The following is a 23655-nucleotide window of genomic DNA, read 5'->3' on the forward strand; positions in this document are numbered from 1 at the left end:
TGACGATGGCCACGCAGATCGCGTACGAGGACGTCGAGGTCGGTACGGAGCTGCCGGCCGGGATCTTCCCGGTGACGCGCGACACCCTGGTGCGGTACGCGGGTGCGTCCGGGGACTTCAACCCGATCCACTGGAACGAGAAGTTCGCCCTGGAGGTCGGGCTGCCCGACGTCATCGCGCACGGCATGTTCACCATGGCGGAGGCGATCCGGGTGGTGACCGACTGGGTGGGCGATCCGGGTGCCGTCGTGGAGTACGGTGTCCGCTTCACCAGGCCCGTCGTGGTGCCCAACGACGGTACGGGCGCGGTCATCGAGGTGGCGGCCAAGGTGGCAGACAAGCTCGACGACAACCGGGTGCGCGTGGACCTGACGGCGACCAGCGAGGGCAAGAAGGTGCTGGGGATGTCCCGCGCCGTCGTCCAGCTGGCCTGAGTCGCTGATTCCCTGGCGCGCCGGACGGCCCCGTACACGGGATCGTCCGGCGCGCCTCCAGGGCTTGACGAGTTAGTTATTGACCAATATCGTCGCGCCGCTCGCCGGGATCCTCTCCGACCGTATCGGCGGCCGGCCCGTCGTCACGGCGGGCCTCGCGCTCCAGGCCGTGGGGCTCGCTCTGTTCGCGATGGTCATCGAGCCCGGCGTGTCGTACGCGGCGCAGCTGCCCGCCCTCGTCGTCAGCGGGCTCGGTATGGCCCTGTACTTCGCCCCGGCCGCCAGCCTGGTCATGTCCAGCGTCCGACCCGCCGAGCAGGGGATCGCGTCCGGCGCGAACAACGCGCTCCGGGAGGTCGGCGGAGCGCTCGGTGTCGCGATCCTCGGGGCGGTGTTCTCCGCGCGGGGCGGTTACGAGAGCCCGCAGATCTTCGTCGACGGCACGGTCCCGGCCCTGTGGATCGGCTCCGGCGCGGTGGGGCTCGCGGCACTGGCGGGCCTGGCGATGCCGGGGCGGCGGGCGGGGCGGAAGGCCACGCTCGTCGTACAGGAGTCGGCGGTGGAGAAGGAGCGCGAGACGGCGGCCGTCTGACGGCCCCTGGTGCGACGCGGTCCGGCCCGAGGACTCATCATCCCAGGACCGGACCGTAGTCTTGCCCCGTGCAGGAACTCCACGACGCCCCCCTCGCCCCTCTGACCACCTTCCGCCTCGGTGGCCCCGCCACCCGGCTGGTCACCGCGACCACCGACGCCGAGGTCGTCGCGGCCGTGCGCGAGGCGGACGACGCGGGCACGCCGCTCCTGATCATCGGCGGCGGCAGCAATCTGGTCATCGGCGACAAGGGCTTCGACGGCACCGCCCTGCGGATCGCGACGCGCGGCTTCGACCTCGCGGGTACGGCGCTGGAACTGGCCGCCGGCGAGACCTGGACCGACGCCGTCGCCCGCACCGTCGAGGCGGGCCTGGCGGGCATCGAGTGCCTGGCCGGGATCCCCGGCTCGGCCGGCGCCACGCCGATCCAGAACGTGGGCGCGTACGGCCAGGAGGTGTCCAGCACGATCACCGAGGTCGTCGCCTACGACCGCGCCACCGGCGAGACACTGACCCTCGCCAACGCCGACTGCCGGTTCTCGTACCGCCACAGCCGCTTCAAGCAGCATCCCGAGCGTTACGTCGTCCTGCGTGTCCGGTTCGCGCTGGAGGACGCGGGCGGGCTCTCTGCGCCGCTCAAGTACGCCGAGACGGCCCGCGCGCTCGGCGTCGAACCCGGCGACCGGGTCCCGGCGGCCACCGCCCGCCGGGCGGTACTCGAACTGCGCGCGGGCAAGGGCATGGTGCTCGACCCGGCGGACCACGACACCTGGTCGGCCGGCTCCTTCTTCACCAACCCGATCCTGGACGACGCGCAGTACGCGGCGTTCCTCGCCCGCGCGACGGAGCGACTGGGGCCGGACGTCACGCCACCCGCGTTCCCGGCGGGGGAGGGCCGCACGAAGACGTCGGCGGCGTGGCTGATCGACCGCGCGGGCTTCACGAAGGGTTACGGCACGGGCCCGGCCCGCATCTCCACGAAGCACACGCTCGCCCTGACCAACCGCGGCACCGCCACCACGGAGGACCTGCTCGCGCTGGCGCGGGAGGTCGTCGCCGGGGTGCACGAGGCGTTCGGGATCACCTTGGTGAACGAACCGGTGACGGTGGGCGTCAACCTCTGACCGCCGCCGGGAGCCTGCCGGCCCGCTACCTGAACGCACGGCTTCGGCCCTGCCGACGAGGCCGGGCCACTGGCCGTGCCCGCGCCACGGCGCGGCCCGTCCGCGGGGCGGGCGGCAGCAGCACCGCGTTGCTGTGCCCCATGCGTGGCGGGCCGGAAGGGGCTTCGCGTGTTCGGGTGAAGCGGCAACGTCTCCGCCTGCCGTGGGCGGCCAACGACTGCGCGCCGGGGTTGAGCCCCAAGCGTGGCGAGCCTGTGGCGACGCCCGTCCGCAAAGCGGCCGGTGTCTCTGCCGGGCGGCCGGGCGCCTGCCGCAGGCGGTCGACGGCTATGCGCCGGGGGCTGCCCCCGCCTGGCCGCAGTGGGGCAAGGCAGTGCCCCCAACCGTCGTGAGCCGGGCGGGACTTCGCGTGCCCGCGCAGCGGCGCGGCCCGCCCGCACGGCGGCCGGGGTGCCCGCACGGCGGCGCGGTCCGCCAGCAGCAGGCGGTCGACGACAACGCGCCGGGCTGTCGCCGGCCGGGCAGGCTTCGACAGGCGGTGGCTCGGCCTAGTACGCCACCCCCACCGGCTGCCTCACCGTCGCCGGGTCGTCGAGCATCGTCAGCATCGCGTGGGCCAGGTCCGGGCGGCCGATCTTGGTGGCGGCGCGGGGGTTCGCGCCCACCACCGTGCGGTAGACGCCCGTCAGCGGCTTGTCCACAAGCTGCGGAGGCCGGGCGGAGGTCCAGTCCGCGCCGCTCCTGGTCAGTTCCTCCTCCATGCGGGCCAGGTCGGTGTAGACCGGCTTGAGCACGACCTTGATCACGCCCATGGCCACCCTCCCCAGCAGCGGTTCGTCCGGCGGCACCTCGCCGACCGGGGCCGCGCTCACCACCACCAGCCGGCGCACCCCCTCCGCGTCCATCGCCCGCAGGATCGAGCGGGTCACCGGCGCGGCGACACCCGCGTCCTTGCGCCCGCGCGGGCCGACGCCCGACAGCACCGCGTCCCGGCCCGCCACGGCCGGCCGCAGCGTCTCCGGGTCGTCGAACGCGGTCGCGGTGAACACCTCAAGGCGGTCCCCGGTGACCTCCAGCCGCGCCGGGTCGCGTACCACCGCGGTGACCTGGTGGCCCGCCGCCAGGCCCTGCCGCACGATCTCCCGGCCGACGCCCCCGGTCGCCCCGAACACGGTGAGCTTCATCGTTCTCGCCTCTTCCGTACTATGGTGGGTGAGTATTCACTCACCTCTATGGTGAGTACTCATTCACCTCACGTCAAGCCACGTCATGGCGATCGGAGCGCAGAGACATGAAGCCCGCGCGGGCCCGCATCCTGGACGCCGCCGCCCAGCTCATGGGCAGCATCGGGCTGGCACGCGCCACCACCAAGGAGATCGCCCGCGCCGCCGGCTGCTCGGAGGCCGCCCTCTACAAGTACTTCTCCGGCAAGGAGGAACTCTTCCTGCGCGTACTGGAGGAACGGCTGCCCCGCCTCGGCCCGCTCCTCTCCGAACTCGCGGAAGGACCCTTCGACGCGCGCGCCGGACAGAGCGTCGAGGACAATCTCACCGAGGTCGTCCGCCAGGCGGCCCTCTTCTACGAGGCGACCTTCCCGATCGGCGCCTCGCTCTTCGCCGAACCGGCGCTGCTACGACGGCACGCCGAGGGCGTCCACGCCCTCGGAGCGGGCCCGCACCGGCCGCTGCGCTCGCTGGCCGACTATCTGCGTGCCGAACGCGAGGCCGGCCGCGTACGGGCCGATGCCGACGTCGACGCCGTGGCCTCGCTCCTGCTCGGCGCGTGCCTCCAGCGGGCCTTCCTGAAGGCCTTCCCGGACGGCGAACAGGTCACCCCGCTCGACGAGTTCGCCCCGGCACTGGTGCGTACGGCCCTCTCCGGCCTCAACCCCTGACATAGACCCCGACGCCTTCAGTCCTCCAGCCACCCGTCGATCCCGGCCAGCAGCTTGTCCCGCGTCCCGGCCGGCGCCGCCGACCCCCGTACCGACTGACGCGCCAACTCGGCCAGCTCCACGTCCGTGAACCCGTGGTGCTTGCGTCCGAGTTCGTACTGCGCGGCCAGCCGCGAGCCGAAGAGCAGCGGGTCGTCGGCGCCCAGCGCCATCGGCACCCCGGCGTCGAACAGCGTCCGCAGAGGTACGTCGGCGGGCTTCTCGTAGACGCCCAGCGCCACGTTCGACGCCGGGCACACCTCACACGTCACGCCGCGCTCGGCCAGCTTGCGCAGCAGCCGCGGGTCCTCGGCCGCCCGTACGCCGTGCCCGACCCGCGTCGCGCGCAGATCGTCCAGGCAGTCACGTACCGACGAGGGCCCGCTCAACTCCCCGCCGTGCGGCGCCGCGAGCAGCCCGCCCTCCCTCGCGATGGCGAAGGCCCGGTCGAAGTCCCGTGCCATGCCCCGGCGTTCGTCGTTCGACAGGCCGAAGCCGACGACGCCCCGGTCCGCGTACCGCACGGCGAGCCGCGCCAGCGTGCGGGCGTCCAGCGGGTGCTTCATGCGGTTCGCCGCGACCACGACGCGCATCCCGAGCCCGGTGTCCCTGGACGCCGAGTCCACGGCGTCCAGGATGATCTCCAGCGCCGGGATCAGCCCGCCGAGCAGCGGGGCGTACGAGGTGGGGTCGACCTGGATCTCAAGCCACTGCGAGCCGTCCCGGACGTCCTCCTCGGCGGCCTCGCGGACCAGCCGCTGGATGTCCTCGGGGGAGCGCAGACACGACCGGGCGATGTCGTAGAGCCGCTGGAAGCGGAACCAGCCCCGCTCGTCGGTCGCCCGCAACTGGGGCGGCTCACCGCCGGTGAGCGCGTCGGGGAGATGGACGCCGTACTTGTCGGCCAGCTCCAGCAGGGTCGTGGGCCGCATCGAGCCGGTGAAGTGCAGATGCAGATGGGCCTTGGGCAGCAGACGGATGTCGCGGGTGGCTCGGTCGTCACGCGGGAGGCGCGGGGGGCCGGAAACGTTCTCCATCCATGGATCTTGCCGTACACAGGCGGACTCCGGGAGTCCCTTTCCACCATCGGGTCGTTCCCCGAACGAAAGAACGGGTCCCCGGACGGCGCCGGGAACCCGTATCTCGTCGACGACGATCAGCCGCGTCTCAGCCGCGGCTCAGTCGCGCGCCTCCGCCAGCAGCTTCTGCAGCCGCGCCACACCCTCGGCCAGGTCCTCGTCGCCCAGCGCGTACGACAGCCGCAGATACCCCGGCGTACCGAAGGCCTCACCCGGCACAACCGCCACCTCGGCCTCTTCGAGGATCAGGCCGGCCAGGTCGACCGAGGACTCCGGGCGCTTGCCCCGGATCTCCTTGCCGAGCAGGGCCTTCACCGACGGGTACACATAGAAGGCACCCTCCGGCTCCGGGCAGACCACGCCGTCGATCTCGTTGAGCATCCGGACGATGGTGTTCCGGCGCCGGTCGAAGGCGGTCCGCATCTCGTCCACCGCGTCGAGGCTGCCGGTCAGGGCGGCGAGCGCGGCGGCCTGCGACACGTTGGCCACGTTCGACGTCGCGTGCGACTGGAGGTTCGTCGCGGCCTTCACCACGTCCTTGGGGCCGACGACCCAGCCCACCCGCCAGCCGGTCATCGCGTACGTCTTCGCGACGCCGTTGACCACGACGCACTTGTCGCGCAGCTCCGGCACGGCCGCGGGCAGCGAGGTGAACTCGGCGTCCCCGTACACGAGGTGCTCGTAGATCTCGTCCGTCATGACCCACAGGCCGTGCTCCACGGCCCAGCGGCCGATGGCCTCGGTGTCCGCGCGGCTGTAGACGGCGCCCGTCGGGTTGGAGGGCGAGACGAAGAGCACGACCTTCGTACGCTCCGTGCGCGCCGCCTCCAACTGCTCGACGGAGACCCGGTAGCCCGTGGTCTCGTCGGCCACGACCTCCACCGGGACACCGCCGGCCAGCCGGATCGACTCGGGGTACGTCGTCCAGTACGGCGCCGGGACGATGACCTCGTCGCCCGGATCGAGGATCGCGGCGAACGCCTCGTAGATCGCCTGCTTGCCGCCGTTGGTCACCAGGACCTGGGCGGGGTCGATCTCGTAGCCGGAGTCACGCAGCGTCTTCGCGACGATGGCGGCCTTCAGCTCGGGAAGCCCGCCGGCCGGGGTGTAGCGGTGGTACTTCGGGTTGTGGCAGGCCTCACTCGCGGCCTCGACGATGTAGCCGGGGGTCGGGAAGTCGGGCTCACCGGCGCCGAAGCCGATCACCGGCCGGCCGGCGGCCTTGAGGGCCTTGGCCTTGGCGTCGACGGCGAGGGTGGCGGACTCGGAGATTGCGCCGACTCGGGCGGAGACCCGGCGCTCGGTCGGAGGAATTGCAGCGCTCATGCGGGCCATGGTCCCAGAACCGCCGAGACCCGGGCACAGGGGTTTCGCCGACTGGACAGCCCGCCGACAGAGAGTGGACAGGTTCCGACAAGGGCCGGTCCGGTGTTACCTGTTCGACGCAAGGCCCCCGAGCACGTACACTCACTGGTCGTTGGCCCTCAGCCGCCGTCGCCGATCCGCACACACCGTGCATCCGGTCGGATGCGGTAGGTTGGGGAAAAAGCAAAGGGTCGTAGCTCAATTGGTAGAGCACTGGTCTCCAAAACCAGCGGTTGGGGGTTCAAGTCCCTCCGGCCCTGCTACACACTCCTTCGCCAGGATGTGTGCGCATGTACGTACTTCAAAAGAACTGCCGTGCGGCTCCACCGGGCGCGGCACGGCCACGACCCGGAATCAGGTGAGAGAGCGTGACGGACGCCGTGGGCTCCATCGACAAGCCTGATGCTGACGATGAAGAGACAGCAGAGTCGGGCAAGAAGACCCGCAAGGGTGGCAAGCGCGGCAAGAAGGGCCCGCTGGGCCGTCTCGCGCTCTTCTACCGACAGATCGTCGCGGAGCTGCGCAAGGTCGTCTGGCCGACTCGCAACCAGCTGACGACCTACACGACTGTCGTGATCGTCTTCGTCGTCGTCATGATCGGTCTGGTGACCGTGATGGACTACGGCTTCCAGAGAGTAGTCAAGTACGTCTTCGGCTAGAGCCGCGGAGGCGGAGGGCGCCCACCGGCGCCCCTTTCCGCATGTTCCACCCATCGTGAAGCCAGGAAGAAGCAGCCAAGTGTCTGACCCGAACCTGAACGACGCCAACGAGGCGGTCGAGTCCCGCAAGGACGAGACCGACATCGTCGAGGCGGCGGACGCTGTCGAGCCAGACCAGGCCGAAGCCGCTGACGCCGAGGCCGGCGAGCCGGCCGAGGAGTCGGCGCTGCACGTCGAGGACGCGGAGTCCGGCGACGCCGACGCCGACGCCGATGACACCGCCGAGGCCGCGGCCGACGGCGACGACATCGATCTCGTCGAGGAGCCCGCCGCCGCGGCCGACCCGGTCGCCGCGCTCCGCGAGGAGCTGCGCGGGCTGCCCGGCGAGTGGTACGTGATCCACACGTACGCGGGCTACGAGAAGCGCGTGAAGGCCAACCTGGAACAGCGCGCCGTCTCGCTCAACGTCGAGGACTTCATCTACTCGGCCGAGGTGCCCGAGGAAGAGATCGTCCAGATCAAGAACGGCGAGCGCAAGAACGTCCGCCAGAACAAGCTGCCGGGCTACGTCCTGGTGCGGATGGACCTGACCAACGAGTCCTGGGGCGTCGTACGGAACACACCGGGCGTCACCGGCTTCGTCGGCAACGCCTACGACCCGTACCCGCTGACGCTGGACGAGATCGTCAAGATGCTCGCCCCCGAGGCCGAGGAGAAGGCCGCGCGCGAGGCGGCCGAGGCCGAGGGCAAGCCGGTGCCGTCCCGCAAGGTCGAGGTCCAGGTGCTGGACTTCGAGGTCGGCGACTCGGTCACCGTCACCGACGGCCCGTTCGCGACGCTCCAGGCGACGATCAACGAGATCAACGCCGACTCGAAGAAGGTCAAGGGCCTCGTCGAGATCTTCGGCCGCGAGACCCCGGTCGAGCTGAGCTTCGACCAGATCCAGAAGAACTGACGCGCGGCTCGCGCGCTCGCAAGCCACTTCCGTCCAGGTCAGACAGGCTTTCGCAGGGGGCTGCCGCCCGCTCGCGGGAGAGGGTCTGACCTGCTCGGTTTTTGGCCGTGCAGCTGTACCCGTTATCGTTGCGCGGTATGCCCGCATCCGGATGACCGGATGACTGGGCCGGAACACTCTCACTAGGACCCGGAGAGAGCACATGCCTCCCAAGAAGAAGAAGGTCACGGGGCTCATCAAGCTCCAGATCTCGGCCGGCGCGGCCAACCCGGCACCGCCGGTCGGCCCCGCGCTGGGCCAGCACGGCGTCAACATCATGGAGTTCTGCAAGGCCTACAACGCCGCGACCGAGTCGCAGCGTGGCATGGTCGTGCCGGTGGAGATCACGGTCTACGAGGACCGCTCCTTCACCTTCATCACCAAGACTCCGCCGGCCGCGAAGCTGATCCTCAAGGCCGCTGGTGTGGACAAGGGATCCGGCGAGCCGCACGTCAAGAAGGTCGCCAAGCTCACCCGCGACCAGGTGCGTGACATCGCGACGACCAAGATGCCCGACCTGAACGCCAACGACCTGGACGCCGCCGAGAAGATCATCGCCGGCACCGCCCGTTCCATGGGCATCACGGTCGAGGGCTGAGTCCCGACCGGCGTGCCCGCTCGGGCGCGCCAAGTGGCAGGGCCATGCGCGGCCCGCACCACGAACTCCACACCTGAATGAATCACCAGGAGCAGAAGTGAAGCGCAGCAAGGCACTCCGCAGCGCGGACGCGAAGATCGACGCGGAGCGTATCTACCCTCCGCTTGAGGCCGTCCGTCTCGCCAAGGACACCAACACCACCAAGTTCGACGGCACCGTCGAGGTCGCCATGCGTCTGGGCGTCGACCCGCGCAAGGCGGACCAGATGGTCCGTGGCACCGTGAACCTCCCGCACGGCACCGGCAAGACCGCCCGGGTCCTGGTCTTCGCGACCGGTGACCGTGCCGAGGCAGCGCGCGCCGCGGGCGCCGACATCGTCGGCTCCGACGAGCTGATCGAAGAGGTCCAGAAGGGCCGTCTCGACTTCGACGCCGTCGTCGCCACCCCGGACCTCATGGGCAAGGTCGGCCGCCTCGGCCGCGTCCTCGGCCCGCGTGGTCTGATGCCGAACCCGAAGACCGGCACTGTCACCCCCGATGTCACGAAGGCCGTGAACGACATCAAGGGCGGCAAGATCGAGTTCCGCGTCGACAAGCACTCGAACCTGCACTTCATCATCGGCAAGGTCTCCTTCGACGAGACGAAGCTGGTCGAGAACTACGCCGCGGCGCTGGAGGAGATCCTCCGTCTCAAGCCGTCCGCCGCGAAGGGCCGTTACATCAAGAAGGCGACCCTGGCGACGACGATGGGCCCCGGCATTCCGCTGGACGCCAACCGCACTCGTAACCTCCTCGTCGAGGAGGACCCGGCCTCCGTCTGACCCTGGACGGCAGTCGCGTCATCGCGTGTCAAGAGCCGGTCCCGGCACCTCTGTTGAGGTGCCAGGACCGGTTTTTGCTTGCGCCGGCTGTCACTTCCGTGCGTTACCGTGCAACAAGGAACATCGGAAAAAGGGGTGGGGAATGACCATGTCGGCATGGGGGCGTGTTGGCGTTTCGCTGACGGCCGTGGCGCTGGTGGCAGGCGTCGCGGGCTGTCAGGGCGGTGACTCGGACACGAAGGAGAAGGCCGGGAGTTCGTCGGCGAAGGACGCGCCGCAGTCGCGTTCCGCGGTGACGGAGGTACTGACGGCCGCGTACGAGAAGACGGCGGAGGCGAAGTCCGCCAAGGTCACGATGACGATGTCGATGCCGCAGGGCATGACGGGTGGCGCGGGCGGCGGCGACATGGAGCTGTCCGGTGTCATGGGGTGGGACCCCACGGTGATGGACATGACCGTGTCCGGTTCGATGATGCAGTCCGAGCCCGAGGCCCCGGACGAGATCCGGATGGTGTGGGTCAAGAACGCGATGTACATGGACATGGGCGCCGAGGCGGCCAAGGACATGGACGGCAAGCGCTGGATAAAGCTGGACCTGGCCGCGGCGGCGGAGGCCTCGGGGGACCCGGCGGTCGCCAAGGAGCTGACCGGCGGCATGGAGAACATGAACCAGGACCCGGCCCAGCAGCTCGCGCTGCTGCTCGACTCGCCGAACGTGAAGCATGTCGGCTCCGAGAAGATCGACGGGGTCGAGACCCAGCACTACAAGGGCACGCTCACGGTCGCCGAGATGATGGAGTCGAACGAGGGGCTCAAGGTGCTCAGCGAGAAGGAGCGCAAGGACCTCCTCGCCAACATCGAGAAGTCCGGCATCGAGGGGTACGACACCGAGGTCTGGGTCAACGAGGACGACTACCCGGTGCAGATGAAGGTCGGGATGGACTCCCCGCAGGGCGAGGTGAAGATCAGCGCGAACTACAGCGACTACGGGGCCAAGGCCTCCGTCCAGGCGCCGCCGGCCGCTGACACCGTCGACCTGTTCGAGATGCTGGGCGGCCTCGGTGACGAGTCCGGCGCGGGGGCGGACGGCTCCGGGATCTGATCCACACATTCCGTCGCCGGGGCGGGTTTACGGCCCCGGCGACCGGATTTGCCTGCGGACAACCCGGTCACGTACTCTTCACACGAAGCCAAAGACCGCTGGTCGTCGTCGCGCTCTCGCAAGAGGGTGAGGCGGCCGAAGGATCCGCTGAAAGCGGACGACCCGCGTAGGTGATCGAGGAGAGTTCCCGGGTTCGTCCCGGTTGAGCTACGCCCCGTGCGCCTGCGCCGGGGCGTTTCGCATTGTTCAGCCCCTTCTGAGCGGTCCTCATCACCCGGAAGGAGGCCGACGCTCATGGCAAGGCCCGACAAGGCTGCCGCGGTGGCCGAGCTGACGGAGCAGTTCCGCAGTTCGAGCGCCGCAGTGCTGACCGAGTACCGGGGTCTCACCGTGGCGCAGCTCAAGGAGCTGCGCCGTTCCCTCGGTGCGAACGCCCAGTACGCCGTGGTGAAGAACACGCTGACCAAGATCGCGGCCAACGAGGCCGGGATCAACACGCTGGACGACCTGTTCGCGGGTCCGACGGCGGTTGCCTTCGTCACCGGTGACCCGGTGGAGTCGGCGAAGGGTCTTCGTGACTTCGCCAAGGACAACCCGAATCTCGTCATCAAGGGCGGTGTCCTTGATGGCAAGGCGCTCAGCGCCGACGAGTTCAAGAAGCTCGCGGACCTCGAGTCCCGCGAGGTGCTGCTCGCCAAGGTGGCCGGTGGGATCAAGGCGTCGATGGCCAAGGCCGCGGCGACGTTCCAGGCCCCGCTGTCGGAGTTCGTCCGCACCGCGGACGCCCTTCGCGCCAAGGTCGAGCAGGGCGGTGCCGGTACGCCGGCTCCCGCCGAGGCCGACGCCGAGTAGTTCGGCGCCGCGTCGCAGCGGGCCCCCGTACGCCCGCCGTCACATAAACATCCGGCACCTGCCGAATTAGTGGAAGGACGCCATCATGGCGAAGCTGTCCCAGGACGAGCTGCTTGAGCAGTTCGAGACCCTGACCCTCATCGAGCTGTCTGACTTCGTCAAGGCGTTCGAGGCCAAGTTCGACGTCAAGGCCGCCGCCCCGGTCGCCGTCGCCGCCGCCGGCGGTGCCGCCGGTGCCGCTGTCGAGGCCGAGGCCGAGCAGGACGAGTTCGACGTCATCCTCACGGGTGCCGGCGAGAAGAAGATCCAGGTCATCAAGGTCGTGCGTGAGCTGACCTCGCTGGGCCTCAAGGAGGCCAAGGACCTCGTGGACGGCGCCCCGAAGCCCGTCCTCGAGAAGGTCGCCAAGGAGGCCGCCGAGAAGGCTGCCGAGTCCCTCAAGGGCGCCGGCGCCTCCGTCGAGGTCAAGTGACCTTGTAGGACCCCGCTGAAACCTGTCTCCCGGAGCCGTAACGGCCGCCCGTGAGCCGGTGTGAAAGCGACCCGCGCCGACGAGGCGCACAGCGTTGACGAGCAGGGCGGTCCCCCGTACGGGTGACCGCCCTGCTCCGTTGTACGAGCGGTTCCTTGCTCTTCGGCCGGCGGCGAGTATGGTGATCATCGCCGTGCCTTCCGTACGACCGGTGACGATCCGTACGGGGCGGGGGGCCTTGACGAACCGCACGCAGCGCGCAATTCTCAGGGACGCGTCGCCATATCGATCCGAATCCGAGGCATGGATCGGCGGCGAAGAGGGCAGGATCGATGTGCGCCTACGGCGTGGGTCTGAACGCAGTTGAGACAAGGTGTTGAGAACAACGAGGGTCTCGCAGAACCCGGCCTGGACATCAGTGTGCCAAGTGGCTACACTGACCCTTTGCGCTGCCTGTTAGCTGCTCCCTGCCCGTCACCAGGGGCACCCCCATGCATGACATCGCCGACTGACCTGGCCTTTCCTGGCCTGTCATCCGGTGTGTCCAGCTCGGGACCGGTACGCGCGTAGTGAGTCCGAGCCCTCGGAAGGACCCCCTCTTGGCCGCCTCGCGCAACGCCTCGACCACGAATACGAACAACGGCGCCAGCACCGCCCCGCTGCGCATCTCCTTTGCAAAGATCAAGGAGCCCCTTGAGGTTCCGAACCTCCTCGCGCTGCAGACCGAGAGCTTCGACTGGCTGCTCGGCAATGCCGTATGGAAGGCGCGTGTCGAGGCAGCTCTAGAGAGCGGCCAGGACGTCCCCAGGAAGTCGGGTCTGGAGGAGATCTTCGAGGAGATCTCTCCGATCGAGGACTTCTCCGGGTCGATGTCGCTGACGTTCCGCGACCACCGTTTCGAGCCGCCCAAGAACTCGATCGACGAGTGCAAGGAGCGCGACTTCACGTACGCGGCCCCGCTCTTCGTCACCGCCGAGTTCACCAACAACGAGACCGGCGAGATCAAGTCCCAGACGGTCTTCATGGGCGACTTCCCGCTCATGACGGACAAGGGCACCTTCGTCATCAACGGCACCGAGCGTGTCGTGGTGACCCAGCTGGTCCGCTCGCCGGGTGTCTACTTCGACTCGTCGATCGACAAGACGTCCGACAAGGACATCTTCTCCTCCAAGATCATCCCGTCCCGGGGTGCCTGGCTGGAGATGGAGATCGACAAGCGCGACATGGTCGGTGTCCGTATCGACCGCAAGCGCAAGCAGTCCGTCACCGTTCTGCTCAAGGCTCTCGGCTGGACGACCGAGCAGATCCTGGAGGAGTTCGGCGAGTACGAGTCGATGCGCGCCACTCTGGAGAAGGACCACACCCAGGGCCAGGACGACGCGCTGCTCGACATCTACCGCAAGCTGCGGCCGGGCGAGCCCCCGACGCGCGAGGCGGCCCAGACGCTGCTCGAGAACCTCTACTTCAACCCCAAGCGCTACGACCTCGCGAAGGTCGGCCGCTACAAGGTGAACAAGAAGCTCGGCGCCGCGGAGCCGCTGGACGCCGGTGTGCTCACCACCGACGACATCATCGCCACGATCAAGTACCTGGTGAAGCTGCACGCCGGTGAGACCGAGACGGTCGGCGAGAGCGGCACCCAGATCCTGGTCGAGACCGACGACATCGACCACTTCGGCAACCGCCGTCTGCGCAACGTCGGCGAGCTCATCCAGAACCAGGTCCGTACGGGTCTGGCGAGGATGGAGCGCGTCGTACGTGAGCGCATGACGACCCAGGACGTCGAGGCGATCACGCCGCAGACCCTGATCAACATCCGGCCGGTCGTCGCCTCCATCAAGGAGTTCTTCGGCACCAGCCAGCTGTCGCAGTTCATGGACCAGAACAACCCGCTGTCGGGTCTGACCCACAAGCGCCGGCTCAACGCGCTCGGCCCCGGTGGTCTCTCCCGTGAGCGGGCCGGCTTCGAGGTCCGTGACGTGCACCCCTCGCACTACGGCCGCATGTGCCCGATCGAGACCCCCGAAGGCCCGAACATCGGTCTGATCGGCTCGCTCGCCTCGTACGGCCGGGTCAACGCGTTCGGCTTCGTCGAGACCCCGTACCGCAAGGTCGTCGGCGGTGTCGTCACCGACGAGGTCGACTACCTCACCGCCGATGAGGAAGACCGCTTCGTCATCGCGCAGGCCAACGCGACGCTGTCCGAGGAGATGCGGTTCACCGAGCCGCGCGTCCTCGTCCGCCGCCGTGGCGGCGAGGTCGACTACATCCCCGGTGACGACGTCGACTACATGGACGTCTCGCCGCGCCAGATGGTGTCGGTCGCGACCGCGATGATCCCGTTCCTGGAGCACGACGACGCCAACCGTGCCCTCATGGGCGCGAACATGATGCGCCAGGCCGTGCCGCTGATCACCTCCGAGGCGCCGCTCGTCGGCACCGGCATGGAGTACCGCTGCGCGGTCGACGCCGGTGACGTCATCAAGGCGGAGAAGGAGGGTGTGGTCCAGGAGGTCTCCGCGGACTACATCACCATCGCCAACGACGACGGCACGTACACCACGTACCGCATCGCCAAGTTCTCCCGCTCCAACCAGGGCACGTCCGTCAACCAGAAGGTCATCGTCTCCGAGGGTGACCGGGTCGTCGAGAACCAGGTGCTCGCCGACGGTCCTGCCACCGAGCGTGGCGAGATGGCGCTCGGCAAGAACCTCCTCGTGGCGTTCATGCCCTGGGAGGGCCACAACTACGAAGACGCGATCATCCTCAGCCAGCGGCTGGTCCAGGACGACGTCCTCTCCTCGATCCACATCGAGGAGCACGAGGTCGACGCCCGTGACACCAAGCTCGGCCCGGAGGAGATCACCCGGGACATCCCGAACGTCTCCGAAGAGGTCCTCGCGGACCTCGACGAGCGCGGCATCATCCGTATCGGTGCCGAGGTCACGGCCGGGGACATCCTCGTCGGCAAGGTCACGCCCAAGGGTGAGACCGAGCTGACGCCGGAGGAGCGCCTGCTCCGCGCGATCTTCGGTGAGAAGGCCCGTGAGGTCCGCGACACCTCGCTGAAGGTGCCGCACGGCGAGACCGGCAAGATCATCGGTGTCCGCGTCTTCGACCGCGAGGAGGGCGACGAGCTGCCTCCGGGCGTGAACCAGCTGGTCCGCGTCTACGTCGCCCAGAAGCGCAAGATCACCGACGGTGACAAGCTCGCCGGCCGGCACGGCAACAAGGGCGTCATCTCCAAGATCCTGCCGATCGAGGACATGCCGTTCCTTGAGGACGGCACCCCGGTCGACATCATCCTGAACCCGCTCGGCGTCCCGTCCCGGATGAATCCGGGACAGGTCCTTGAGATCCACCTCGGCTGGCTCGCCAGCCAGGGCTGGAAGGTCGAGGGCAGCGAGGAGTGGATGGAGCGGCTGAAGAGCATCGGCGCCGACGAGGTCGCCGCCGGTACCAACGTCGCGACACCCGTCTTCGACGGCGCCCGCGAGGACGAGATCTCCGGACTCTTCGAGTCCACGATCCCGAACCGCGACGGCGAGCGGATGGTCAAGGCCTCCGGCAAGGCGCACCTGTTCGACGGCCGCTCCGGTGAGCCGTTCCCCGAGCCGATCTCCGTCGGCTACATGTACATCCTCAAGCTCCACCACCTGGTCGACGACAAGCTCCACGCCCGCTCGACCGGTCCGTACTCGATGATCACCCAGCAGCCGCTGGGTGGTAAGGCCCAGTTCGGCGGTCAGCGCTTCGGTGAGATGGAGGTGTGGGCGCTGGAGGCATACGGCGCCGCCTACGCCCTCCAGGAGCTGCTGACCATCAAGTCCGACGACGTGACCGGCCGCGTGAAGGTCTACGAGGCCATCGTCAAGGGCGAGAACATCCCCGAGCCCGGCATTCCCGAGTCCTTCAAGGTGCTCATCAAGGAAATGCAGTCGCTCTGTCTCAACGTGGAGGTGCTGTCCTCGGACGGTATGTCCATCGAGATGCGCGACACGGACGAGGACGTCTTCCGCGCGGCGGAGGAGCTCGGTATCGACCTGTCCCGGCGAGAGCCGAGCAGCGTCGAAGAGGTCTGACGGGTTCGCCGGCCGGATCACGTATCCGGCCGGCTCTCCCAGGACCCTCCCCCTACGCCCTGGGGGCGTGGGGGGACCCCCTCAGACCATCAATTGAGACTCGACCCCGAAAGAGGGATTGACGACAAGTGCTCGACGTCAACTTCTTCGACGAGCTGCGGATCGGCCTCGCCACCGCGGACGACATCCGGACCTGGTCCCACGGCGAAGTGAAGAAGCCGGAGACCATCAACTACCGCACGCTCAAGCCCGAGAAGGACGGACTCTTCTGCGAGAAGATCTTCGGTCCGACACGGGACTGGGAGTGCTACTGCGGCAAGTACAAGCGTGTCCGCTTCAAGGGCATCATCTGTGAGCGCTGTGGCGTCGAAGTCACGCGCGCCAAGGTGCGCCGTGAGCGGATGGGCCACATCGAGCTTGCCGCTCCCGTCACCCACATCTGGTACTTCAAGGGCGTTCCGTCCCGGCTGGGGTACCTGCTCGACCTCGCGCCGAAGGACCTTGAGAAGGTCATCTACTTCGCCGCGTACATGATCACGTTCGTGGACGAGGAGCGCCGTACGCGCGACCTGCCCTCGCTGGAGGCGCATGTCTCCGTCGAGCGCCAGCAGGTCGAGAACCGTCGCGACTCCGACCTCGAAGCCCGCGCCAAGAAGCTTGAGACCGACCTGGCCGAGCTGGAGGCCGAGGGCGCCAAGGCCGACGTGCGCCGCAAGGTGCGCGAAGGTGCCGAGCGTGAGATGAAGCAGCTGCGCGACCGTGCGCAGCGCGAGATCGACCGTCTCGACGAGGTGTGGAGCCGCTTCAAGAACCTCAAGGTCCAGGACCTGGAGGGCGACGAGCTGCTCTACCGCGAGCTGCGTGACCGCTTCGGCACGTACTTCGACGGCTCGATGGGCGCCGCGGCGCTCCAGAAGCGCCTGGAGTCCTTCGACCTGAACGAAGAGGCCGAGCGGCTGCGCGAGATCATCCGTACCGGCAAGGGCCAGAAGAAGACCCGCGCGCTCAAGCGCCTCAAGGTCGTCTCCGCGTTCCTGCAGACCAGCAACAGCCCCAAGGGCATGGTGCTGGACTGTGTGCCGGTGATCCCGCCGGACCTGCGTCCGATGGTGCAGCTGGACGGTGGCCGCTTCGCGACCTCCGACCTGAACGACCTGTACCGCCGCGTGATCAACCGCAACAACCGCCTCAAGCGTCTCCTTGACCTCGGTGCCCCCGAGATCATCGTGAACAACGAGAAGCGCATGCTTCAGGAGGCCGTCGACGCGCTCTTCGACAACGGCCGCCGCGGTCGCCCGGTCACGGGCCCCGGCAACCGTCCGCTGAAGTCGCTGTCCGACATGCTCAAGGGCAAGCAGGGCCGCTTCCGTCAGAACCTCCTCGGCAAGCGAGTCGACTACTCGGCCCGTTCCGTGATCGTCGTCGGACCGCAGCTCAAGCTGCACCAGTGCGGTCTGCCGAAGGCCATGGCGCTGGAGCTGTTCAAGCCGTTCGTGATGAAGCGCCTGGTGGACCTGAACCACGCGCAGAACATCAAGTCGGCCAAGCGCATGGTCGAGCGTGGCCGCACCGTCGTGTACGACGTCCTCGAAGAGGTCATCGCCGAGCACCCGGTGCTGCTGAACCGTGCTCCGACCCTGCACCGCCTCGGCATCCAGGCGTTCGAGCCGCAGCTGGTCGAGGGCAAGGCCATCCAGATCCACCCGCTCGTCTGCACCGCGTTCAACGCGGACTTCGACGGTGACCAGATGGCCGTCCACCTGCCGCTCTCCGCGGAGGCGCAGGCCGAGGCCCGCATCCTGATGCTGTCCTCGAACAACATCCTCAAGCCGGCCGACGGCCGTCCCGTCACCATGCCCACCCAGGACATGGTGCTCGGCCTCTTCTTCCTCACCACGGACGAGGAGGAGCGCGAAGTCATCGGCGAGGGCCGGTCCTTCGGCTCCAGCGCCGAGGCCACGATGGCGTTCGACAACCGCGAGCTCTCGCTCCAGGCGAAGGTCGACATCCGCTTCCCGGTGGGCACCATCCCGCCGCGCGGCTGGACCCCGCCGGTCGGCGAGGACGGCGAGACCAACGCCGAGTGGCAGCAGGGCGACCCGTTCCGGCTGCGTACGACCCTGGGCCGCGCGCTCTTCAACGAACTGCTGCCCGAGGACTACCCGTTCGTCGACTACTCGGTCGGCAAGAAGCAGCTCTCCGAGATCGTCAACGACCTCGCCGAGCGCTACCCCAAGGTCATCGTGGCGGCGACGCTCGACAACCTGAAGGCGGCCGGCTTCTTCTGGGCGACCCGCTCCGGCGTCACCGTCGCCATCTCCGATGTCGTCGTGCCCGAGGCGAAGAAGGCGATCGTCCAGGGTTACGAGGCGCAGGACGAGAAGGTCCAGAAGCAGTACGAGCGCGGTCTGATCACCAAGGACGAGCGCACCCAGGAGCTCATCGCGATCTGGACCAAGGCGACCAACGAGGTCGCCGAGGCGATGAACGCGAACTTCCCGAAGACCAACCCCATCTTCATGATGGTGAATTCGGGCGCTCGTGGAAACATGATGCAGATGCGTCAGATCGCCGGTATGCGTGGTCTGGTGTCCAACGCCAAGAACGAGACGATTCCCCGTCCCATCAAGGCGTCCTTCCGTGAAGGCCTGTCCGTGCTGGAGTACTTCATCTCCACGCACGGTGCCCGTAAGGGTCTGGCCGACACCGCCCTGCGTACCGCCGACTCGGGTTACCTGACCCGTCGTCTGGTGGACGTCTCGCAGGACGTCATCATCCGCGAGGAGGACTGCGGCACCGACCGCGGCCTCAAGCTGCGGATCGCCGAGCGCGGCGCCGACGGTGTCCTGCGCAAGGCGGAGGACGTCGAGACGTCCGTGTACGCGCGGATGCTCGCCGAGGACGTCGTCGTGGACGGCAAGGTCATCGCGCCGGCCAACGTCGACCTGGGCGATGTCCTGATCGACGCGGTCGTGGCGGCCGGCGTGGAGGAGGTCAAGACCCGCTCGGTCCTGACCTGTGAGTCCGCGGTCGGCACCTGTGCCTTCTGCTACGGCCGTTCGCTGGCCACCGGCAAGCTGGTCGACATCGGTGAGGCGGTCGGCATCATCGCCGCCCAGTCCATCGGTGAGCCCGGCACCCAGCTGACGATGCGTACCTTCCACACCGGTGGTGTGGCGGGCGACGACATCACGCAGGGTCTGCCGCGTGTCGTCGAGCTCTTCGAGGCCCGTACGCCCAAGGGTGTCGCGCCGATCTCCGAGGCTGCGGGCTCCGTCCGCATCGAGGAGACCGAGAAGACGAAGAAGCTCGTCGTCACCCCGGACGACGGAAGCGAGGAGACGCCGTTCCCGATCTCCAAGCGCGCCCGTCTGCTGGTCGGCGACGGTGACCGCGTCGAGGTGGGCCAGAAGCTCACCGTGGGTGCCACCAACCCGCACGACGTGCTGCGCATCCTCGGTCAGCGCGCGGTCCAGGTCCACCTGGTCGGCGAGGTCCAGAAGGTCTACAACTCGCAGGGCGTGTCGATCCACGACAAGCACATCGAGATCATCATCCGGCAGATGCTGCGCCGCGTGACGATCATCGAGTCCGGCGACGCGGAACTGCTGCCGGGCGAGCTCGTCGAGCGCTCGAAGTTCGAGACCGAGAACCGTCGCGTGGTCACGGAAGGCGGCCACCCGGCCTCCGGCCGTCCGCAGCTGATGGGTATCACCAAGGCCTCGCTGGCCACGGAGTCGTGGCTGTCGGCGGCGTCCTTCCAGGAGACGACCAGGGTCCTGACCGACGCGGCGATCAACGCCAAGTCGGACTCCCTGATCGGTCTCAAGGAGAACGTCATCATCGGAAAGCTCATCCCGGCGGGCACGGGTCTCTCCCGCTACCGCAACATCCGGGTGGAGCCCACCGAGGAGGCCAAGGCCGCGATGTACTCGGCGGTGGGCTACGACGACATCGACTACTCCCCGTTCGGCACGGGCTCCGGCCAGGCCGTTCCGCTGGAGGACTACGACTACGGTCCGTACAACCAGTAAGCAGCGATCAGTAGGTAGCGAACCGAAGGGCGGTCACCCCGTTTCGTACGGGGTGACCGCCTTTCGGCGTCCGCGAACCGGGTGTCGGCCGGGAGTGTGAGGGGGCCGACAGCGGGTGCGGGGCATTTGTTTTGACCGGAGTCCATGAGGTAGGTACGCTCAGACCTTGTGCCTGGGGTGTGCCTGGGCTCCTGTGCGTGTCCTCAACCGCATGGTGAGTTCGGACAAAGGCCACCGCGATCTGCGCTTTCCTCGCCTCCAGCGGGATCTTGCAGTATTCGACACACCCGACCGCGTGGGTCGGTGAATGTTCCAGGTTAGTTTTACCGACGGCACACAGAAACCGGAGAAGTAGTGCCTACGATCCAGCAGCTGGTCCGGAAGGGCCGGCAGGACAAGGTCGAGAAGAACAAGACGCCCGCCCTTGAGGGTTCCCCTCAGCGCCGCGGCGTCTGCACGCGTGTGTTCACGACCACCCCGAAGAAGCCCAACTCCGCCCTGCGGAAGGTCGCGCGTGTGCGGCTGACCTCCGGTATCGAGGTCACGGCTTACATTCCGGGTGAGGGACACAACCTGCAGGAGCACTCCATCGTGCTCGTGCGTGGTGGCCGTGTGAAGGACCTGCCGGGTGTTCGCTACAAGATCATCCGCGGTTCCCTGGACACCCAGGGTGTCAAGAACCGCAAGCAGGCCCGCAGCCGCTACGGCGCCAAGAAGGAGAAGTAAACAATGCCTCGTAAGGGCCCTGCCCCGAAGCGCCCGGTCATCATCGACCCGGTCTACGGTTCTCCTCTTGTCACGTCGCTGATCAACAAGCTTCTGCTCAACGGCAAGCGTTCCACCGCCGAGCGGATCGTGTACGGCGCCATGGAAGGCCTCCGCGAGAAGACCGGCAACGACCCGGTCATCACGCTGAAGCGCGCGCTTGAGAACGTCAAGCCGTCTCTTGAGGTCAAGTCCCGCCGCGTCGGCGGCGCCACCTACCAGGTGCCGATCGAGGTCAAGCCCGGTCGCGCATCCACCCTCGCGCTGCGCTGGCTGGTCGGTTACTCCCGCGCCCGTCGCGAGAAGACCATGACCGAGCGCCTCATGAACGAACTGCTCGACGCCTCCAACGGCCTCGGCGCTTCGGTCAAGAAGCGTGAGGACACGCACAAGATGGCCGAGTCCAACAAGGCCTTCGCGCACTACCGCTGGTAGCCGGCGCCCACATCGAGACCGAGAGAAGATTGAGCCTCATGGCCACCACTTCGCTTGACCTGGCCAAGGTCCGCAATATCGGGATCATGGCCCACATCGACGCGGGCAAGACGACCACCACCGAGCGGATCCTGTTCTACACCGGTGTGAGCTACAAGATCGGTGAGGTCCACGACGGCGCTGCCACGATGGACTGGATGGAGCAGGAGCAGGAGCGCGGCATCACGATCACGTCTGCCGCGACGACCTGTCACTGGCCGCTCAACGATGTCGATCACACGATCAACATCATCGACACACCGGGTCACGTCGACTTCACCGTCGAGGTGGAGCGTTCGCTCCGCGTCCTCGACGGCGCTGTCACGGTGTTCGACGGCGTGGCGGGCGTCGAGCCGCAGTCCGAGACCGTATGGCGTCAGGCGGACCGCTACGGCGTGCCGCGTATCTGCTTCGTCAACAAGCTCGACCGGACCGGCGCGGAGTTCCACCGCTGCGTCGACATGATCTCGGACCGCCTCGGCGCGGTTCCGATCGTCATGCAGCTTCCGATCGGTGCAGAAGCGGACTTCAAGGGCGTCGTCGACCTCGTGTCGATGAAGGCCTTCGTCTGGTCCGCCGAGGCCACCAAGGGCGAGATGTACGACGTCGTCGACATCCCGGACACGCACACCGAGGCCGCCGACGAATGGCGCGGCAAGCTCCTTGAGGTCGTGTCCGAGAACGACGACGAGATGATGGAGCTGTACCTGGAGGGCCAGGAGCCCACCGAGGAGCAGCTGCACACGGCGATCCGCCGTATCACGCTCGCCTCCAAGGGTGCGGCCGACTCCGTCACCGTCACGCCCGTCTTCTGCGGAACCGCGTTCAAGAACAAGGGCGTTCAGCCCCTGCTCGACGCGGTCGTCCGCTACCTGCCTTCCCCCCTCGACGTCGACGCCATCGAAGGCCACGACGTCAAGGACCCGGAGAAGGTCATCAAGCGCAAGCCTTCCGACGACGAGCCGTTCTCCGGCCTCGCCTTCAAGATCGCGAGCGACCCGCACCTGGGTAAGCTCACCTTCGTCCGGATCTACTCCGGTCGCCTGACGGCCGGCACCGCGGTGCTGAACTCCGTGAAGGGCAAGAAGGAGCGCATCGGCAAGATCTACCGTATGCACGCGAACAAGCGTGAGGAGATCGAGTCGGTGGGCGCCGGCGACATCGTCGCCGTCATGGGCCTGAAGCAGACCACCACCGGTGAGACGCTGAGCGACGACAAGAACCCGGTGATCCTGGAGTCCATGGACTTCCCGGCGCCGGTCATCCAGGTCGCGATCGAGCCCAAGTCCAAGGGTGACCAGGAGCGTCTGGGTGTCGCCATCCAGCGACTCGCGGAGGAGGACCCCTCCTTCCAGGTTCACTCGGACGAGGAGACCGGCCAGACCATCATCGGTGGTATGGGCGAGCTTCACCTCGAGGTGCTTGTCGACCGCATGAAGCGCGAGTTCCGCGTCGAGGCGAATGTCGGTAAGCCGCAGGTCGCCTACCGTGAGACGATCCGCAAGGCCGTCGAGCGCATCGACTACACGCACAAGAAGCAGACCGGTGGTACCGGCCAGTTCGCGAAGGTGCAGATCGCGTTGGAGCCCATCGAGGGCGGCGACGCGACCTACGAGTTCGTGAACAAGGTGACCGGTGGCCGTATCCCCCGTGAGTACATCCCCTCGGTGGACGCGGGCGCGCAGGAGGCCATGCAGTTCGGCATCCTGGCCGGCTACGAGATGGTGGGCGTGCGCGTCACTCTTCTCGACGGTGGCTACCACGAGGTCGACTCCTCGGAACTCGCCTTCAAGATCGCCGGTTCGCAGGCGTTCAAGGACGGTGCCCGCCGGGCGTCTCCCGTACTTCTCGAGCCGATGATGGCCGTCGAGGTCACCACGCCCGAGGACTACATGGGCGATGTCATCGGCGACCTCAACTCCCGCCGTGGCCAGATCCAGGCCATGGAGGAGCGCAGCGGCGCTCGCGTCGTGAAGGGCCTCGTGCCCCTCTCGGAGATGTTCGGCTACGTCGGCGATCTCCGCAGCAAGACGTCGGGTCGCGCAAGCTACTCGATGCAGTTCGACTCCTACGCCGAGGTTCCCCGGAACGTCGCCGAGGAGATCATCGCGAAGGCCAAGGGCGAGTAGCTCGTCCCGAGCACGCTTTAGGCTTGTCACCGGCAAGCCCTGGGGCCGCCGGACACCGCGTACGGGAAACCGTGCGGGGTGACCGGTGCCCCGGGCCCCGGCATCCCAGCAAAGATCACCTGGCGCCGATGAGTAAGGCGTACAGAA

At 67.9% G+C, this 23655-nt stretch carries 18 protein-coding genes, 1 tRNA gene and 1 pseudogene; 17 read left to right on the plus strand and 3 right to left on the minus strand.

All coding sequences use genetic code 11. The features are described from left to right. Positions 1 to 5 precede the first annotated feature (5 nt). The 3 genes and pseudogenes from ACIBLA_RS00135 to ACIBLA_RS00145 all read left to right on the plus strand — a co-directional run bounded on the left by ACIBLA_RS00135 (position 6) and on the right by ACIBLA_RS00145 (position 2150). On the plus strand, positions 6 to 434 hold the full coding sequence (locus tag ACIBLA_RS00135) for a MaoC family dehydratase (protein ID WP_363240259.1): 429 nt from the start codon (positions 6 to 8) through the stop codon (positions 432 to 434). An 88-nt stretch (positions 435 to 522) separates the two neighbouring features. Further along, positions 523 to 1026: pseudogene (locus ACIBLA_RS00140) on the plus strand (MFS transporter); the annotation flags it as partial. Between the two features lie 68 nt (positions 1027 to 1094). Beyond that, positions 1095 to 2150, plus strand: a complete 1056-nt coding sequence (locus tag ACIBLA_RS00145; protein ID WP_363240258.1) for a UDP-N-acetylmuramate dehydrogenase — start codon at positions 1095 to 1097, stop codon at positions 2148 to 2150. A gap of 548 nt (positions 2151 to 2698) precedes the next feature. Here the strand turns inward: ACIBLA_RS00145 and ACIBLA_RS00150 are convergent. Then, a complete protein-coding gene (locus tag ACIBLA_RS00150; protein WP_363240257.1) occupies positions 2699 to 3334 on the minus strand; it encodes an NAD(P)H-binding protein in 636 nt (211 codons plus the stop codon). Between the two features lie 107 nt (positions 3335 to 3441). Between ACIBLA_RS00150 and ACIBLA_RS00155 the strand changes: the two genes are divergently transcribed. Further along, positions 3442 to 4044, plus strand: a complete 603-nt coding sequence (locus ACIBLA_RS00155; RefSeq protein ID WP_363240256.1) for a helix-turn-helix domain-containing protein — start codon at positions 3442 to 3444, stop codon at positions 4042 to 4044. A gap of 17 nt (positions 4045 to 4061) precedes the next feature. On the opposite strand, the gene ACIBLA_RS00160 is transcribed toward ACIBLA_RS00155, so the two are convergent. Both ACIBLA_RS00160 and ACIBLA_RS00165 read right to left on the minus strand, forming a co-directional pair. Then, a complete protein-coding gene (locus tag ACIBLA_RS00160) occupies positions 4062 to 5120 on the minus strand; it encodes an adenosine deaminase (RefSeq protein WP_363240255.1) in 1059 nt (352 codons plus the stop codon). A 141-nt stretch (positions 5121 to 5261) separates the two neighbouring features. Next, positions 5262 to 6488 (minus strand): pyridoxal phosphate-dependent aminotransferase, encoded by a 1227-nt coding sequence (locus ACIBLA_RS00165; protein ID WP_363240254.1) that lies wholly within the window; start codon positions 6486 to 6488, stop codon positions 5262 to 5264. Positions 6489 to 6714: 226 nt separating this feature from the next. On the opposite strand from ACIBLA_RS00165, the gene ACIBLA_RS00170 reads away from it, so the two are divergent. The 13 genes from ACIBLA_RS00170 (at position 6715) to fusA (ending at position 23508) form a co-directional block, all read left to right on the plus strand. After that, positions 6715 to 6787, plus strand: a tRNA-Trp gene (locus ACIBLA_RS00170). 108 nt (positions 6788 to 6895) lie between these two features. Further along, on the plus strand, positions 6896 to 7186 hold the full coding sequence (gene secE / locus ACIBLA_RS00175) for a preprotein translocase subunit SecE (RefSeq protein WP_363240253.1): 291 nt from the start codon (positions 6896 to 6898) through the stop codon (positions 7184 to 7186). 79 nt (positions 7187 to 7265) lie between these two features. Beyond that, positions 7266 to 8141: a transcription termination/antitermination protein NusG gene (nusG, locus tag ACIBLA_RS00180; RefSeq protein ID WP_399197382.1), complete on the plus strand. Its 876-nt coding sequence runs from the start codon at positions 7266 to 7268 to the stop codon at positions 8139 to 8141. Positions 8142 to 8343: 202 nt separating this feature from the next. After that, positions 8344 to 8778 (plus strand): 50S ribosomal protein L11, encoded by a 435-nt coding sequence (gene rplK, locus ACIBLA_RS00185; RefSeq protein WP_023539372.1) that lies wholly within the window; start codon positions 8344 to 8346, stop codon positions 8776 to 8778. 97 nt (positions 8779 to 8875) lie between these two features. Then, positions 8876 to 9598 carry a 50S ribosomal protein L1 gene (gene rplA / locus ACIBLA_RS00190; protein ID WP_363240251.1) on the plus strand — a complete coding sequence of 241 codons (723 nt, stop codon included), beginning with the start codon at positions 8876 to 8878 and terminating at the stop codon, positions 9596 to 9598. A gap of 142 nt (positions 9599 to 9740) precedes the next feature. Beyond that, positions 9741 to 10700: a hypothetical protein gene (locus tag ACIBLA_RS00195; RefSeq protein ID WP_399197383.1), complete on the plus strand. Its 960-nt coding sequence runs from the start codon at positions 9741 to 9743 to the stop codon at positions 10698 to 10700. A gap of 294 nt (positions 10701 to 10994) precedes the next feature. Next, the gene (gene rplJ, locus ACIBLA_RS00200; protein WP_363240249.1) at positions 10995 to 11552 is read left to right on the plus strand and encodes a 50S ribosomal protein L10; all 558 of its coding nucleotides are present in this window, start codon (positions 10995 to 10997) and stop codon (positions 11550 to 11552) included. Positions 11553 to 11637: 85 nt separating this feature from the next. Next, entirely contained in the window at positions 11638 to 12024 is a 387-nt protein-coding gene (rplL, locus tag ACIBLA_RS00205) for a 50S ribosomal protein L7/L12 (protein WP_363240248.1), read from the plus strand. A gap of 599 nt (positions 12025 to 12623) precedes the next feature. After that, on the plus strand, positions 12624 to 16106 hold the full coding sequence (gene rpoB / locus ACIBLA_RS00210; RefSeq protein WP_363240247.1) for a DNA-directed RNA polymerase subunit beta: 3483 nt from the start codon (positions 12624 to 12626) through the stop codon (positions 16104 to 16106). A gap of 128 nt (positions 16107 to 16234) precedes the next feature. Continuing rightward, complete coding sequence (locus ACIBLA_RS00215; RefSeq protein WP_363240246.1) at positions 16235 to 20140, plus strand: DNA-directed RNA polymerase subunit beta'; 3906 nt, start codon at positions 16235 to 16237, stop codon at positions 20138 to 20140. Positions 20141 to 20494: 354 nt separating this feature from the next. Beyond that, the gene (rpsL, locus tag ACIBLA_RS00220) at positions 20495 to 20866 is read left to right on the plus strand and encodes a 30S ribosomal protein S12 (RefSeq protein ID WP_003948652.1); all 372 of its coding nucleotides are present in this window, start codon (positions 20495 to 20497) and stop codon (positions 20864 to 20866) included. A gap of 3 nt (positions 20867 to 20869) precedes the next feature. Next, positions 20870 to 21340, plus strand: coding sequence for a 30S ribosomal protein S7 (gene rpsG / locus ACIBLA_RS00225; protein ID WP_023539364.1), 471 nt, complete (start codon positions 20870 to 20872; stop codon positions 21338 to 21340). A gap of 38 nt (positions 21341 to 21378) precedes the next feature. Next, a complete protein-coding gene (gene fusA / locus ACIBLA_RS00230) occupies positions 21379 to 23508 on the plus strand; it encodes an elongation factor G (RefSeq protein ID WP_363240245.1) in 2130 nt (709 codons plus the stop codon). Positions 23509 to 23655 lie beyond the last annotated feature (147 nt).

It is taken from the genome of Streptomyces sp. NPDC050433 (genome assembly GCF_044458565.1).
Classification (GTDB): Bacteria; Actinomycetota; Actinomycetes; order Streptomycetales; family Streptomycetaceae; genus Streptomyces.